13 protein-coding genes are annotated in these 12,450 nt (G+C 65.2%); 7 read left to right on the plus strand and 6 right to left on the minus strand.

The genetic code is table 11. The features are described from left to right. Positions 1–45: 45 nt before the first annotated feature. Complete coding sequence (locus tag ASE95_RS16485) at positions 46–3,132, minus strand: TonB-dependent receptor (protein ID WP_056638873.1); 3,087 nt, start codon at positions 3,130–3,132, stop codon at positions 46–48. Continuing rightward, the gene (locus ASE95_RS16490) at positions 3,132–4,229 is read right to left on the minus strand and encodes a LacI family DNA-binding transcriptional regulator (RefSeq protein ID WP_235528385.1); all 1,098 of its coding nucleotides are present in this window, start codon (positions 4,227–4,229) and stop codon (positions 3,132–3,134) included. Before ASE95_RS16490 ends, ASE95_RS16485 begins: the two co-directional genes overlap by 1 nt. 230 nt (positions 4,230–4,459) lie before the next feature. On the opposite strand from ASE95_RS16490, the gene ASE95_RS16495 reads away from it, so the two are divergent. Beyond that, on the plus strand, positions 4,460–6,760 hold the full coding sequence (locus ASE95_RS16495; RefSeq protein ID WP_056638876.1) for a glycoside hydrolase family 3 N-terminal domain-containing protein: 2,301 nt from the start codon (positions 4,460–4,462) through the stop codon (positions 6,758–6,760). 98 nt (positions 6,761–6,858) lie between these two features. After that, positions 6,859–7,197: a hypothetical protein gene (locus tag ASE95_RS16500; RefSeq protein WP_056638879.1), complete on the plus strand. Its 339-nt coding sequence runs from the start codon at positions 6,859–6,861 to the stop codon at positions 7,195–7,197. Positions 7,198–7,491: 294 nt separating this feature from the next. Here ASE95_RS16500 and ASE95_RS16505 read toward each other — a convergent pair whose 3' ends face one another. After that, positions 7,492–7,821, minus strand: a complete 330-nt coding sequence (locus tag ASE95_RS16505; protein ID WP_056638882.1) for a hypothetical protein — start codon at positions 7,819–7,821, stop codon at positions 7,492–7,494. A 769-nt stretch (positions 7,822–8,590) separates the two neighbouring features. Between ASE95_RS16505 and ASE95_RS17865 the strand changes: the two genes are divergently transcribed. The 3 genes from ASE95_RS17865 (at position 8,591) to ASE95_RS16510 (ending at position 9,779) form a co-directional block, all read left to right on the plus strand. Beyond that, positions 8,591–8,908, plus strand: coding sequence for a hypothetical protein (locus tag ASE95_RS17865; protein WP_156348103.1), 318 nt, complete (start codon positions 8,591–8,593; stop codon positions 8,906–8,908). Further along, positions 8,905–9,108, plus strand: a complete 204-nt coding sequence (locus ASE95_RS18630) for a ribosome modulation factor (protein WP_443025472.1) — start codon at positions 8,905–8,907, stop codon at positions 9,106–9,108. The genes ASE95_RS17865 and ASE95_RS18630 overlap by 4 nt, the downstream gene beginning before the upstream one ends. A 341-nt stretch (positions 9,109–9,449) precedes the next feature. Further along, complete coding sequence (locus tag ASE95_RS16510) at positions 9,450–9,779, plus strand: hypothetical protein (RefSeq protein ID WP_056638885.1); 330 nt, start codon at positions 9,450–9,452, stop codon at positions 9,777–9,779. A gap of 350 nt (positions 9,780–10,129) precedes the next feature. On the opposite strand, the gene ASE95_RS16515 is transcribed toward ASE95_RS16510, so the two are convergent. The 3 genes from ASE95_RS16515 to ASE95_RS18470 are packed head-to-tail and all read right to left on the minus strand — an operon-like array spanning position 10,130 to position 10,703. After that, positions 10,130–10,321 (minus strand): hypothetical protein, encoded by a 192-nt coding sequence (locus ASE95_RS16515; RefSeq protein WP_056638888.1) that lies wholly within the window; start codon positions 10,319–10,321, stop codon positions 10,130–10,132. Further along, positions 10,314–10,532, minus strand: a complete 219-nt coding sequence (locus ASE95_RS16520; protein ID WP_235528386.1) for a hypothetical protein — start codon at positions 10,530–10,532, stop codon at positions 10,314–10,316. Before ASE95_RS16520 ends, ASE95_RS16515 begins: the two co-directional genes overlap by 8 nt. A gap of 45 nt (positions 10,533–10,577) precedes the next feature. Then, on the minus strand, positions 10,578–10,703 hold the full coding sequence (locus ASE95_RS18470) for a hypothetical protein (RefSeq protein WP_268795851.1): 126 nt from the start codon (positions 10,701–10,703) through the stop codon (positions 10,578–10,580). A gap of 311 nt (positions 10,704–11,014) precedes the next feature. On the opposite strand from ASE95_RS18470, the gene ASE95_RS16525 reads away from it, so the two are divergent. Beyond that, complete coding sequence (locus tag ASE95_RS16525) at positions 11,015–11,254, plus strand: hypothetical protein (RefSeq protein ID WP_056638892.1); 240 nt, start codon at positions 11,015–11,017, stop codon at positions 11,252–11,254. Between the two features lie 331 nt (positions 11,255–11,585). Beyond that, complete coding sequence (locus ASE95_RS16530) at positions 11,586–12,383, plus strand: hypothetical protein (protein WP_055844157.1); 798 nt, start codon at positions 11,586–11,588, stop codon at positions 12,381–12,383. The last annotated feature ends 67 nt before the right edge of the window (positions 12,384–12,450 follow it).

The following is a 12,450-nucleotide window of genomic DNA, read 5'->3' on the forward strand; positions in this document are numbered from 1 at the left end:
GCTGCCGCCGCCCCGACACACGTCCGGGGCGACGGCCGGCTGTCATCAGAAGTTGAACCCCGCCGACAGCTTCACGGTGCGCGGCGGGTTGCCGCCGATGCTGTTGGTCGATTGCTCGCGGTACACGCTCGGCGAAGATCCCGTACGGGCCGCGTCGAGGGGATCGTTGTTGTAGTCGACGTAGTTGCGGTCGTTCATCGCGTTGATGATGTCGACGCGGAAGCGGATCCGCGTCTCGTCGCCGATGAACCCCAGCGGCACGTACTTCGTGAACGCCAGGTCGAGCTGGCGGCGGCCCCAGCGATCGCCCAGCCCGAACACTTCCGATCCGACCAGCGTCCGCTCGAACGGCTGCGCCGAATTCAGGATCGCGCGCTGGAAGGTCGGGCTCTCGATCTGGAACTTCGCCGACAAGGTCACGCCCAGCGGCGTGTCCGTGCTGCCCGCCACCACGAAGCGGTGGCGCGGCACCACGCCCGAGCGCAGGAACGGGTAATCCGACACCTTGGGGAAATCGAGCAGGAAATAGCCCGCCTGATCGTTGCCGGGGCGGTTATCCTCCGCCGCGGTGAAGGTGTAGGTCGCGTCGATGCTCCACGGCGACGCCGCCGAATAGGTCTTGGTCAGCTTGGCATAGGCCGAGTCCGCACGCGTCTCCAGCCCGTTGTCGCCGATGATGATCGCACCGAAACCGGCCGGGGCGAAGCTGGTATCCGGCCCCTGCGGCGCACCGGTGGTCGGCGACGGCGCGAAGAACGATCCATCGCGACGGCGCGTGCCGAGCAGGTAGGCGAAGCCGTCCTTGCTGACGATCCGGGTATAGCCGACCTCCAGCTCTACGGGATTGAACCGCCCGCGCACGCCCAGGCTGAACTGGTCCGAATACGGCACCTTCAGGTCGTTGTTGATGAAGCGGAACTCACGCCCGCCGGGGCTGGCGCTGTTGCCGAGCAGCTGCTGGCGACCCGCTTCGGTCAGATAGGCGGCGTCCCACGGAATGCACGACGGTCCGGGCGTGCACGGATTGACCGTGTCGGCGCCCTGGAACAGGAACTGCCGTCGCTGGAAACGCCCGTTGGTCAACTCCTGCTGCAGGAAGTCGAACTGGGTGCGGTCGTACGACCGGCCATAGCCGCCGAACACCGTGAACCGTCCCGCCTCGTCCAGACGATAGGTGAAGCCCAGCCGCGGCTGCCACGCGCCCTTGAACGCCTTCCGGTTGCTGCCGTTCGAGATATAGTCGTTGATGTTGTAATCGGCGCCGATCAGGTTCGGGTAGTTCGCGGGCGACACCGCGGCGATATCCTCCGCCGACGTCACGTAGTTCAGGAACGCCGGCGTCCGCTCGTAATCCCAGCGCAGCCCGAGGTTCAGCGTCAGCCGGTCGGTCACGTCCCAGTCGTCCTGCGCATACAGGCCGAGCTGGAAGTTCTTCGAGCGGATGCGCGGGTCGCCCAGCGGACCCAGCGCGCCGAATTGCAGGCTGTAGGGGATCTGGTCGTTGAACCCGCTCGCGCCCGGCAGTGTGGTGTCATACGAGTACAGCGGGTTGATGAGGTTCTGCTCCAGCGAGTTGAGCGTCACCCACTTCGCCTTGGCGCCGACCTTGATCGTGTGGTTCTCGAACCCGGTCCAGGTGAAGTCGTCCTGGACGGTCCAGCCCTTCTGGCCCTTGTCCTGGAAGCCGAGACCGGCGCCGGTGCGGAACAGGTCGAAGGTCGAGATACCGGTCCCGGTGCGCGTCGTCGTGCGGAATTGCTGGCCGATGCCGTTCTCGGCGGGCTGCGGCGACCATGCCACGTCCTCATAGGACACGCGCAGGTCGTTGATCCACTTCTCCTCGCTGTGCTGCCAGCGCAGCATCCCGCGCTTTTCCTCGACCTTGGTCAGCGTCGCGGTGGAATAAGCGGCGATGCCGTTGCCGATCTGCCGGCCGCTTTCGTTGCGGTACTTGGCGGTCAGCTCGAACAGGTCCTTGTCGGTCGGCTCGACGTCGATCTTGCCGAAATACAGGTCCTGCGTGAAGTCCGAATTGTACGACCCGAAGATGTCGCGATATTGCGCGGGCAGGCTGTCGACCGCGATGCCGTTGCCCGGCAGGATGTCGATCGGCACCTGACGGCGCTTGCCCTCGTAGCTGGCGAAGAAGTGCGCGACGTCCTTCACGATCGGCCCGCCCAGCGCGACGCCGAACTGCTTGTCCTCCGACGCGACCTTGGCGATCCTGTTCGGGAAGATCTCGGTCGGGCGGCGCTCGCGCAGGCTCTGGTCGGTATAGTCGAAGAAGCCTTCGCCGTGGAATTCGTTGGTGCCCGACTTGGTGCCCGCGATGATCGCGACCGATCCGACCTGATCCAGCTCCGCCTTGTAGTTCGACGACAGCACCTGATACTCGCCGATCGCCAGCTGCGGGAACGGGTTGCCGGGCGAGCTGTCCTGCCCGGTCAGCCCGCCGCGCAGCACGTAATCCTTCTGGCTGACGCCGTCGATGAACACGTTGACCGAGTTCGATCCTTGCGCGCCGCCCTGGATGCGCGAGCTGCCGTCGGCGCTCTCGATGAAGCGCACGCCCGGCGCAAGATCGGCGAAGGCGAGGAAGTTGCGGCTGTTCTGCGGCAGCTGCTCGATCAGTCGCGGCGTGATGTTGATGCCGACCTGCCCGCCCGACAGCGAACGGATGCGGCTGCCGGTGACGATGATGTCGCCTTCCTGTGCATCTGCCGGAGGCGGGGCGGTCTCGCCGGCGGTGTTGTCGGCCGGGGCCGGCTGCGCGGGCGCCGGCGCGGTGGTCAGGTCGAGGTCGAGCCCGGCGTTCTGGCCGACGCGCAACGTGAACTGGTCGGAATTGCGCGTGCCCTTCTGCAGGCGGATCTCCAGCCGGTACGCGCCCGCGCGCAGCGACGGGAAATTGTAGCTGCCGTCCGCGCCCGGCGCGACGGTGCGGCGGAAGCCGCTGCCGACCTCGACCAGCGCGATCTCCTGCACCGGATTGTCGGGCGTGCTGCGGATCACGCCGCGCAACGCCGCCTGCCCGGCCTGCGCCGCGGCGGGCGGTGCCCACGCCGCACCCGCACCGATCCCCGCCAGCATCGTCGCGCCGGCCAATGCCAGCCGCAAAGCCCTGTTCGTCATCACTCGGTTTCCCTGTCCGTTATCGTTGTCGTTGTCGTCTCACGCACCACCAGTTGCGGCACGATCGCTTCGGTGCCGGCTGCGTGGTCGGAAGCTTCTTCCCTGGCCCGGTCGCGCGCGTGCGTGATCCGGGTCGCCAGCCGCGCCACGGCGCGCGCGCCCAGTTCGGCGATGTCGATGCGCATCGTGGTCAGCGCCGGGGTTACCAGCCGCGCCAGCGGGATGTCGTCGAAACCCGCCACCGCCACCTGTTCCGGCACCGCGATGCCGCGACGCCTGAGCGTCATCAGCGCGCCGATCGCCATCATGTCGTTGGCCGCGAAGATCGCGTCGCCCGCCAGCGTGCCGTCGGCGATGCGCGTCGCGGCGGCCGCGCCGCTCGCTTCGCGGAAATCGCCCTCCACCACGCACAGCGCGACGCCCGCATCCGCCGCGGCGGCCTGCGCGCCCGCGCGGCGTTCCTCGGCGTCGACGTTGCCCGCCGGCCCGGCGACGTGGACGATCCGCTTCGCGCCGCCCGCCACCAGATGCGCGACGATCGCCGCCGCCCCGGCGCGATTGTCGATGCACAGCCGCGCCGCCGCGTCGCCCGCCGCGCAATTCAGGAACAACGCGGCCACCCCGCGCGGCATGTGCTGCGCCAGCACCGCCGGATCGAGCTGCGGCGCCATCACCACCAGCCCGTCGACCTGCCCGCGCAACCCCGCCAGCGTGTCCAGCCCGCGCCCGTCGTGCAGCACGGTCAGCAACAGGCCCAGCCCGCGCGTGCCCGCCTCGCGGTCCATGCCGCGCAGCAATTCGGAGAAGAACTCGCCGTGCAGGTCGGGCAGCACCACCCCGATCGCGCCCGTCCGCGCCAGGCTCAGGCTGCGCGCGCCGGCATGGGGCACGTAGCCCAGCCGCGCCGTCGCTTCCTCGACGCGGGTGCGCATCGCCGGGCGCACATGGTCGCGCGCGTTCAGCACCCGCGACACCGACGCCACCGACACCCCCGCTTCGCGCGCGACGTCGTGGATCGTGGCATGGGCAAGGCGGGTCGCGGCGATCCGGGCGGGCGCGACCGTATCGCGGTCGCCCGCCGCAGGTCCACCTTCCACGCCATCGCCGTGCGCGGCCTCACCCCACGCCGGGTCGGCCGGTGTTGGGGGGGGCGGGTCATGAGCGGTTCGTGCAGGCGGCATGGCCGGCGCGGCATCCTCTTCCATGGCGGGCGAAATCCCGCGTTGCGACGCGGCCTGTAACCGCTTACAGAAACCGCTTACATGAGCCGGATTTGATAATCAATCGGTGCGTCGCGCTCGCGATCGACCGGAGGAGCCGAAGCGATATGGACGGATACGATCGCCAGCAGGCCGGGCATGATCGGTGCGCGGCCCGCCACATCTCGCGCCGCGCGTGGCTGGCCGGCGCGGGCGCGGCGCTGGCGTGGTCCGCCGCCCCGGCGCGCGCGCTGCTCGCCACCGTCGCCGCGCGCCCCCTGCCCGCCGCGGTCGAGGCGCTGCTGGCCCGCATGACCGTCACCGAAAAGGCCGGGCAGCTCAACCTGCTCGCCGCCGCCTGGGCGGGCGGCGCGGCGGTGTCGCTCAACCCGGCCGGCGCGGCGTCCAGCTTCGACGCGCAATTGCGCATGGTCCGGCGCGGCGAGCTGACCGGCGTGTTCAACGGCAATGGCGCCGAAATGGCCCGGCGCATGCAGACCGAGGCGATGCGCCGCTCGCGGCTGAAGATCCCGCTGCTGTTCGCCGCCGACGTCATCCACGGCCTGCGCACCGTCTTTCCGGTTCCGCTGGCGGAGGCGGCCAGCTTCGACCCCGATCTGGCGCGGCGCACCGCGCGCGCCGCCGCGATCGAGGCATCGGCCGCGGGCATCGACTGGACCTTCGCGCCGATGGTCGACATCGCGCGCGACGCGCGATGGGGGCGCGGCGTGGAGGGCGCGGGCGAGGATGTGCTGCTCGGCCGCCTGATCGCCGCCGCGCGCGTCGCCGGCTTCCAGGGCAGCGGGCTTGCCGATCCGCAGGCGGTCGCCGCCTGCGCCAAGCATTTCGTCGCTTATGGCGCGGGTGAGGCCGGGCTGGACTATAACAGTGTCGACATGTCGGAACGTACACTTCGCGACATCTATTTCCCACCGTTCCAGGCGGCGTTCGCGGCCGGCGCGCCGACCGTCATGGCGTCGTTCAACGATCTGTCGGGCGTGCCGGCGACCGCCAATCCGTGGCTGCTGGACACCGTCCTGCGTCGCGAATGGGGGTTCGGAGGGCTGGTCGTGTCCGACTATACCGGCGACGAGGAACTGATCGCGCACGGGCTGGCGGAGGATGCGCGCGATGCGACGCGGCTCGCCTTCCTCGCCGGTGTCGACATGTCGATGCAAAGCGGGCTGTACCTGAAATACCTCCCCGATCTGGTCGCGAAGGGTGAGGTGCCGATGGCGCGCCTCGACCAGGCGGTGCGCCGCGTCCTCGCGCTCAAGGTCGCGCTCGGCCTGTTCGACGATCCGTTCCGCCGCATCGATCCGCTCCGCGAAAAGGCACGCATCCGTACCCCCGAAACGCTGGCGCTGGCGCGCGAGGCCGGCGGGCGCAGCATCGTCATGCTGAAGAACGAGCGCGCGGTGCTCCCCCTGCCCCGCGCCGGTCGCAAGATCGCGCTGATCGGCCCGTTCGCGGGCGGCGGCCACGACCTGATCGGCCCGTGGAACGTCTATGGCACCGATCGCGAGGCGGTGGATCTGGCGACGGCGGTGCGCGCCACCGTCGCCGACCCCGGTGCCGTCACGCTGGACGACGGCAGCGACCTCGCCACCGCGGTCGCTGCGGCGCGCGCGGCGGATGTCGTGGTGCTCGCGATCGGCGAGACGCAGGACATGTCGGGCGAGGCGCAGTCGCGCTCGGCGGTGGTCGTGCCGCCCGATCAACAGGCGCTGGCCGCCGCCATCGCCGCGACGGGCACGCCGGTCGTCGTGCTGCTGCGCACCGGGCGCGCGCTGGCGCTGTCCGGGGCGGTGCTCGCCGCGCCGGCGATCCTGGTGACGTGGTTCCTCGGGTCGCAGGACGGCCCGGCGATCGCCGACGTGCTGTTCGGCGCGGTGTCGCCCTCGGCGCGCCTGCCCGTCTCCTTCCCGCGCGCCACCGGGCAGGTGCCTTATCATTACGCGCACCGCGCCACCGGCCGCCCCAATCCGCCCGGCGCGCTGCAACCGTACAAGACGCACTTCCGCGAATTTCCCAACAGCGCGCTGTTTCCGTTCGGCCACGGGCTGACCTATGGCGAGATCGCCTATTCGGGGCTGTCGCTCAGCGGCAGGACGCTGACCGACGCCGCGCCGCTGACGATCCGCGCCACGATCGCCAATACCGGCGCGCACGCGGCGACCGAGGTGGTGCAGCTCTACGTCCACGACGTCGCCGCCAGCGTGACGCAGCCGGTGCGGGTGATGAAGGCGTTCACGCGCGTCACGCTCGCCCCCGGCCAGCGCCGGCAGGTGACCTTCACGCTCACCCGCGCCGACCTGCTGTTCACCGGCCGCGACCTGAAGCCGACCGTCGAGCCCGGCGCCTTCCGCCTGTGGGTCGCGCCGTCCGCGGAGGCGGAGGGACTGGCGGGAACGTTCGTGCTGGCGTGACCCGTTTCGGTGCCGTTCAGGGACTGATGCGTATCAGGACGCTCGCGTAACGTCGAAGTGGCGTGCGCGGTCCAGCGATCAAACACCGGAGGCTCCCCGTGCGTCACATCCTCGCCTGCATGGCGTTCATCTCCCTCGCCGCCGCGCCACAGGTCGCCGCGGCGCAGGATGCCAGTTTCTACCGCTGCGACAACAGGCCGGTCCGCGTCGACATCGCCGCGATGCCGCTGGGCGACGCGCTGAAGAAGTTCACCAACGCGACGCGCTGCCCGGTATCGCTCGACGTGCGGCAGGTCGCGAACGCCGACGCGCACGACGTTCCCACCGCGCGCGTGAAGGGGCGGATGTCGCCCGCCCGCATCCTGCGCCAGATGCTGTCCGCCTCACCGTTGAAGGCCAAGGTCATCAAGGGCGGCTTCTCGGTCTATATGAAGTGAGCGACCCGGGCGTGGCGACGTGCGATCGCCCACGCCCGGCCGTTCGGGCGGCGATCCCGGCCCCGGATAACGGCCGTTCGGCAAGCGCGATCTTTCCCGTCTCTCCGTTCTCGACACGCCATTTCGAGAAGGAGCGATCGGGAACAGGTTCGGGAAGAAGAGGTGGCCCGGACGGCTCCCGGCGCGATCGCGCCGGGCGAGTGTCTCGTGACGGCTTCGTTTGCGGGAAAGCAGGGAATGGCCGAAAGCCCCCACAAGTGGACGTTCCGCTCACGGCCAATTGCGGACATTCGGCTAAGCGACCGCCCAAACGACTACGCCACCAGCCACTACGAGCAGCGCCAAGCAATCCCACCACGGTAAGGCTACGCCATCGAAGTAGTCACCAGTCTTTAGATAGGTCCGAATGGCGTCGCGCTGAGCGTCACCATAGCGGGCATCGCGAGCGCGAATGTCGCTGTCGGACAAAAAATGAGCCATGATCTCGGGCACATCCTCACCGGAGGCATCAAGCTCGCGGTCAAGCTCGTCGCAAAGGCGATCAACGGTGGACCAGTCAACCGAAGATGCTTCTTCGACTACGAGTATCGCCGCTAACCGGCCCTGAATGTCGCTGAGTGCCATAGCTTGCTCATAGCGAGCCCTGCGGTTACGAACGACCGCTTTCCACCACAACGCGACATTCGGCGGACGGAGGCGGAGGTACCCTCAGCCTCCGTCCCGCTAGCCTCGGGAATGCTGACGTTTGCGGCTGTCGATCAAGCTCGATTTCCGGTCCGCACCCGTGCATGAGCAGAGAGGCGCGTCGCTTTTTGCCTGTGCCGCGGTGACCATCAATCCACGCATTCAGAGCAGTCGTTCGTTCAATGATGGGCCTGACCACCAAGGCAGGGTTATCGGCCTCTGTGGTATCATGGCGCATCTAGGTCTCGAGAGGGATTGGCTTCCGTCCTAGAAAGCCTGGGCGATCTGATCGCTGTAAGTCACGTAGCGCTGCCGGAGAGGGCGGATTGATCGCACCTCGACTAAGCGCGCTTCGCGTTGCTTGGATAAGCTGATCTATGAGAGTGTTTGCTTCATCCATATCGAGTCGCACAACAAGGCTCTCTTCGGGTCCTTTGCGGTCAAGGATCACTGCATTTGCGTCAAAGGTAACCAAAAATACCTCAGGATAAGCCATCAAGGGTCGACCTTTATTCGATGTGAAACCCGACGGAGACTCGGAGAAGCTGCAGAAATCCTAGATAACATACTAGATGGCGGACGGGGCATCCAATCAAAACAATTATGCGTGACTTATCCATAAAGTGCTACACAGGCGGCACCGCGCTAGACGTTCCGGGCGATGTGCGGCTGAGAGCCTGCTGCTCCCGCTCTGACGGAGGCGCGTGCAATGGATCTCAACTATTTGCTCAATCGTGAACAACATTCGCTGTACATGGCTAAAAACTCGCCATCGGCGAGCGCGCGCCATGCGCATTTGGCATTCGCGAAAGCTTATGGTGTCCTAATTGAAGCGACGCCCTTTCCGCACCGCGAGTTTGTCGAGCATAGTGGTTGGTTGCCTCGAGACTCAGGCAACGGCGAAGGGGCATGCTCGGTCTATGATTCCAAGACGGGCGGCTGGCGCCTCAAAATGGGTTCCGAGCTGCTGATAGAGGCGGGAGTCCAACCAGATCGCATTCAACCAAAGGCCGGGGATGCATCATGATCTTCAGTAGTCTCCCCCATATCGGCCGAGCGCATCTTGATAAAGCAATCGAAGAAGGCCGAAAGGCCGCTGTTGATGCGACTGCCAACGAAAGTGACTGCCCGTATGCCAGTCACGATAAACCCATGATCCGTCACGCTTGGTTGCGAGGCTTTCGCGCAGTCAGAGGCCGCGTCTCCACTGCCGAAATCAGTAGCTAAATACCTTACCAAACGAGCCACGCGAAGGCGCCCTCAGCCTCTGTCGCCGATATACCTCGGCGTAGGGGCATGGGCGTCCTCATTGTACCTGCCGCATACCCGCGCAATGACGCCCTGTTGACGCGCAAAGTACGACACTCGCCCCCCCCCCCAAGCGAAGGCACGCTCTGCTCGGGCCGCCTTTCTATCGACAAGCGTGGCGACCGTGCAATGGCGCGGAGGCACTTCCATACAAATATAGAGGATATTTCATCACGCATCACAACTTAAGTGAATGGGTAACTTCCTAGTTGGGGAACATCTCCCTTTGTATTATTTACGAAACATATTACCCTTTAATAATGGACAAGGATGAGCGCAGGGCGCAAATCGCTGAAAGAATCCTAGAGGATCGTTATGCGCGGTACGTTCTTTTCCCCAGTGAATTATTCGATGAGTACGCATGGAATATGCTACTTGTGCTATTTGTCGCCAAGCAAAGAGGTCATGTGCTGAGCGAATCCGGGCTGATCGCCGGGGTAAACGTAGGGACTCGTGAGGGGCAGCGGTGGCTGTATCAGCTTGCCAAAGACGGTCAGATCAAGCCGAGATCAATCAGGCAGGATGTAGTTCTAACGAGCGCTGCAATCGAAAAGCTTAGAAAGTATCTTGACGCAACAGACGTGCACTAAGCGGGAGCTATTCCGCCAGTCGGGATCTGTGTCAGCGGAGAGTAGGATCGAGCGCACGCCGGCGGCTTAGCGACCTTTATAACGAGATAGCGGCGCGCGCGGGTGTTTGTGTGCCTGGCGATGCTATTCGTACCCGGGGAATATCCGCGCCGTGACTGCGGCTTTCGAGATCGCGGGGAAGTAGTGCGACGCCATCAGTAAGACGGTGAACCGGCATGACGTACAGATCCTGCCAGCAGCCTCTCTGGTCGGTCGAGATCTTTGCGTTGTGAACAAAGGCCAGTTTTGGCTAATGGTCTCGCGGGAAGCCGTAGGCTGCACCGGTAAGACCGCTATTCTGGCCCATGTCTCTAATCGGGGGCCCCGCTCCGGAGAGGGAGCCGCAAGCGACTGATCATCATCATGACGCTTTCAGGGGAGCGTTCCAGAATGCGCGAGACATCGATCAGCGTGTCGCCCGCGCTGAGATGAGTACGCAACGTAGTAATATCGGATTGCTTCCAGCGCTGATTCGCCAAGGTGACGCCGTTTTCTTCAGCCACCGCTGACCCAACGCTCGCGCGTCACCGCCCCTTCGATCATCCGATTTACGAAAACACCTCGCATTACCTCGGCGTCGGCACCATTCGCGAACACGACACGTGTTCCGCCGGACAGGATCGCTTCGATCGCGCTGATAGCGGCGCCCTTGGCTGCCGCGCACGATCTGACTTCCGCCTCGGTAGCGTTGACGTTTAGAGCTCGTGACATCATCGTCCTTCCGGAAGTTTCGAGCTCGTGCAGATGCGAACGCCGACTCTATTTCCGTTCGATGAGCGCGATGACCGGGCCACCCTTCGTGGATGCATTGGCAGCGACATTCTTTATTTTTTCCGCCTTGGGTTTGCGAATTTCCTTATTCGACTTTCGCTGGCTTTTTGCCATCGTCGTATCCTTTTGAGCGAAGCGCCCACAACCGCTCTACACCTTTCTGCGCAAGCGCTTGCATGCCAAATTCGCCCTGCGGTAATTGATGATCGCGAAGTGTCCGCCCGGTATATCACCATCGAGCAGAGGCGGAGGCACCCTCCGCCGCGGTCGTCATTTTACCTAGGCGTGGGGGCCGGGCGATGCCCATTGTACCGGCGGATACCCGCGGAACGACGGCAGCTATCGCCCAGTAGCGGACGCTCGGCTTAAATGTCATGAAGCTACTGATGGGCGCTGCCGTCAAGCCGCCTTGAAGAAGAGAGCTAATGTTGTCCATGATAGAACGGCTGGCGCGATGGTCGATGTGGCCGACCATAATCCTCACCGCCGTGGGCCTTTACCTCATCTACGTAGGCGCTTCCAAAGCAACCTACGGTTGGTTCGTGCTCATCTACATGATCGTGGGCCTTCCGTTGATCGTCGATGCGTTCGTGGGTCAGGCTCAAGCGGCCGAAGCAGCATGGATAAATGTGAAAATCGCGTGGCGGTCGCGTCGGAAAAGATGAAAGCTCGGCGCCTCAGGATACGGGATTATCCTCGATTTAGGCCGAGCGCGGCGGAGGTGTCCTCCGCCGCGGTCACCCGGCGCAGCGTCCGCTAACGCCCAGATCCGGACGCTCAGGTCGGCAATCCGTGTTCCCGGACGCAGCCGATCCTTCAGTGCGATCCTTCCCATTTCTCCATCTCCAAAGGGCGATTTCGGGAAAGCGGATGCCCCGAACGCCTGTAGGCTCCATCGGCAAGGGGCTTTCCCACGGTTCTACCCCGCAGATACCCGCTGACCGTCGCGGCGGTCGGCCACTTGCCGATGTTCGGCAACTTTCGCATGGAAGAGCGATGAGCCAGGCGAGAAAGGGAGAAGGCACCCAGTTGCCCTCGCGGCGTGACCGTGTCGCTCTCGCCACCGCGGCTTATCTCCCGATCTTTCTCTTTCTAGCCGCAGTGATTGCCGCTGTACTGTTGATCCCAGGCGAGATGGTGCAGGTTGGGCGCCGCCGCGGCCCATACATCCTTGTGCCAGCCTTACCCGTGCAGATCGGAGTTCTGGCCGGTGCGGTGCCGCTGGCCAGCGTGGTGTTGGCGAGGATGGTCCGCGGCGCCTACTCGCTATGGACGACGAGGCATGCAGAGCCAGGCGGCTTTGTTTTGGCGCCTGGCGAACTCATCGCTTGGCGCGGCAAGCAGGGATTGCGCGGCATCGACCGAACCCGCCTGGTCATGGCACTCCTGACTTGCATCGGGCCGGCCCTGTATGTCTGGTGGCTGGTACACGTTTGGACAGGAGCCGAACCGCTTGTTCTGAAGCTCTTCTGGAGCTTCTTCGCCACAGTGGCACTCAGCGCCACTGTGGCGCCGCTCATGTCGAAGCCCGGTCGCACCTTCGTCAACGATGTACTCGGCGAAATGGTCGTAACGGATCGACGCATCGCGTGGTGCAGCGGGCGTGGCAATCAGTACAGGGAGATCCTCGGGGCCGAGATTAGAGACGCCGCTCTCGTTGAAGGCGATGGACAACGCGGCTGGATTGTCCTCACCCACGTTCGCCGCGCCCAGGTCTCGGAGGTCGACCTGTTCGGTGTACCCGACCCGGCAGAGGCTTTGGTGGCAATCAGGCGCTTCGTGTCGTCGACGTAAGCCATCGGCTAGAAAGGCGAATTGTGGTCGAGATACGCTCCGCCTCGCTCGCCTTTGCTCCTCGGCT

The sequence above is a fragment of the Sphingomonas sp. Leaf231 genome, assembly GCF_001421995.1.
In the GTDB taxonomy this organism is placed as follows: domain Bacteria; phylum Pseudomonadota; class Alphaproteobacteria; order Sphingomonadales; family Sphingomonadaceae; genus Sphingomonas.

What these genes read in the sequence shown, in the direction of transcription:
- ASE95_RS16510 (WP_056638885.1), top strand. Translation starts at nt 9,450, where the DNA reads ATGGACAAGGATGAGCGCAGGGCGCAAATCGCTGAAAGAATCCTAGAG.
- ASE95_RS16530 (WP_055844157.1), top strand. Translation starts at nt 11,586, where the DNA reads ATGAGCCAGGCGAGAAAGGGAGAAGGCACCCAGTTGCCCTCGCGGCGT.
- ASE95_RS16505 (WP_056638882.1), bottom strand. Translation starts at nt 7,821, where the DNA reads ATGGCACTCAGCGACATTCAGGGCCGGTTAGCGGCGATACTCGTAGTC.
- ASE95_RS16495 (WP_056638876.1), top strand. Translation starts at nt 4,460, where the DNA reads ATGGACGGATACGATCGCCAGCAGGCCGGGCATGATCGGTGCGCGGCC.
- ASE95_RS18630 (WP_443025472.1), top strand. Translation starts at nt 8,905, where the DNA reads ATGATCTTCAGTAGTCTCCCCCATATCGGCCGAGCGCATCTTGATAAA.
- ASE95_RS18470 (WP_268795851.1), bottom strand. Translation starts at nt 10,703, where the DNA reads ATGGCAAAAAGCCAGCGAAAGTCGAATAAGGAAATTCGCAAACCCAAG.
- ASE95_RS16525 (WP_056638892.1), top strand. Translation starts at nt 11,015, where the DNA reads ATGTTGTCCATGATAGAACGGCTGGCGCGATGGTCGATGTGGCCGACC.
- ASE95_RS16485 (WP_056638873.1), bottom strand. Translation starts at nt 3,132, where the DNA reads ATGACGAACAGGGCTTTGCGGCTGGCATTGGCCGGCGCGACGATGCTG.
- ASE95_RS17865 (WP_156348103.1), top strand. Translation starts at nt 8,591, where the DNA reads ATGGATCTCAACTATTTGCTCAATCGTGAACAACATTCGCTGTACATG.
- ASE95_RS16520 (WP_235528386.1), bottom strand. Translation starts at nt 10,532, where the DNA reads ATGATGTCACGAGCTCTAAACGTCAACGCTACCGAGGCGGAAGTCAGA.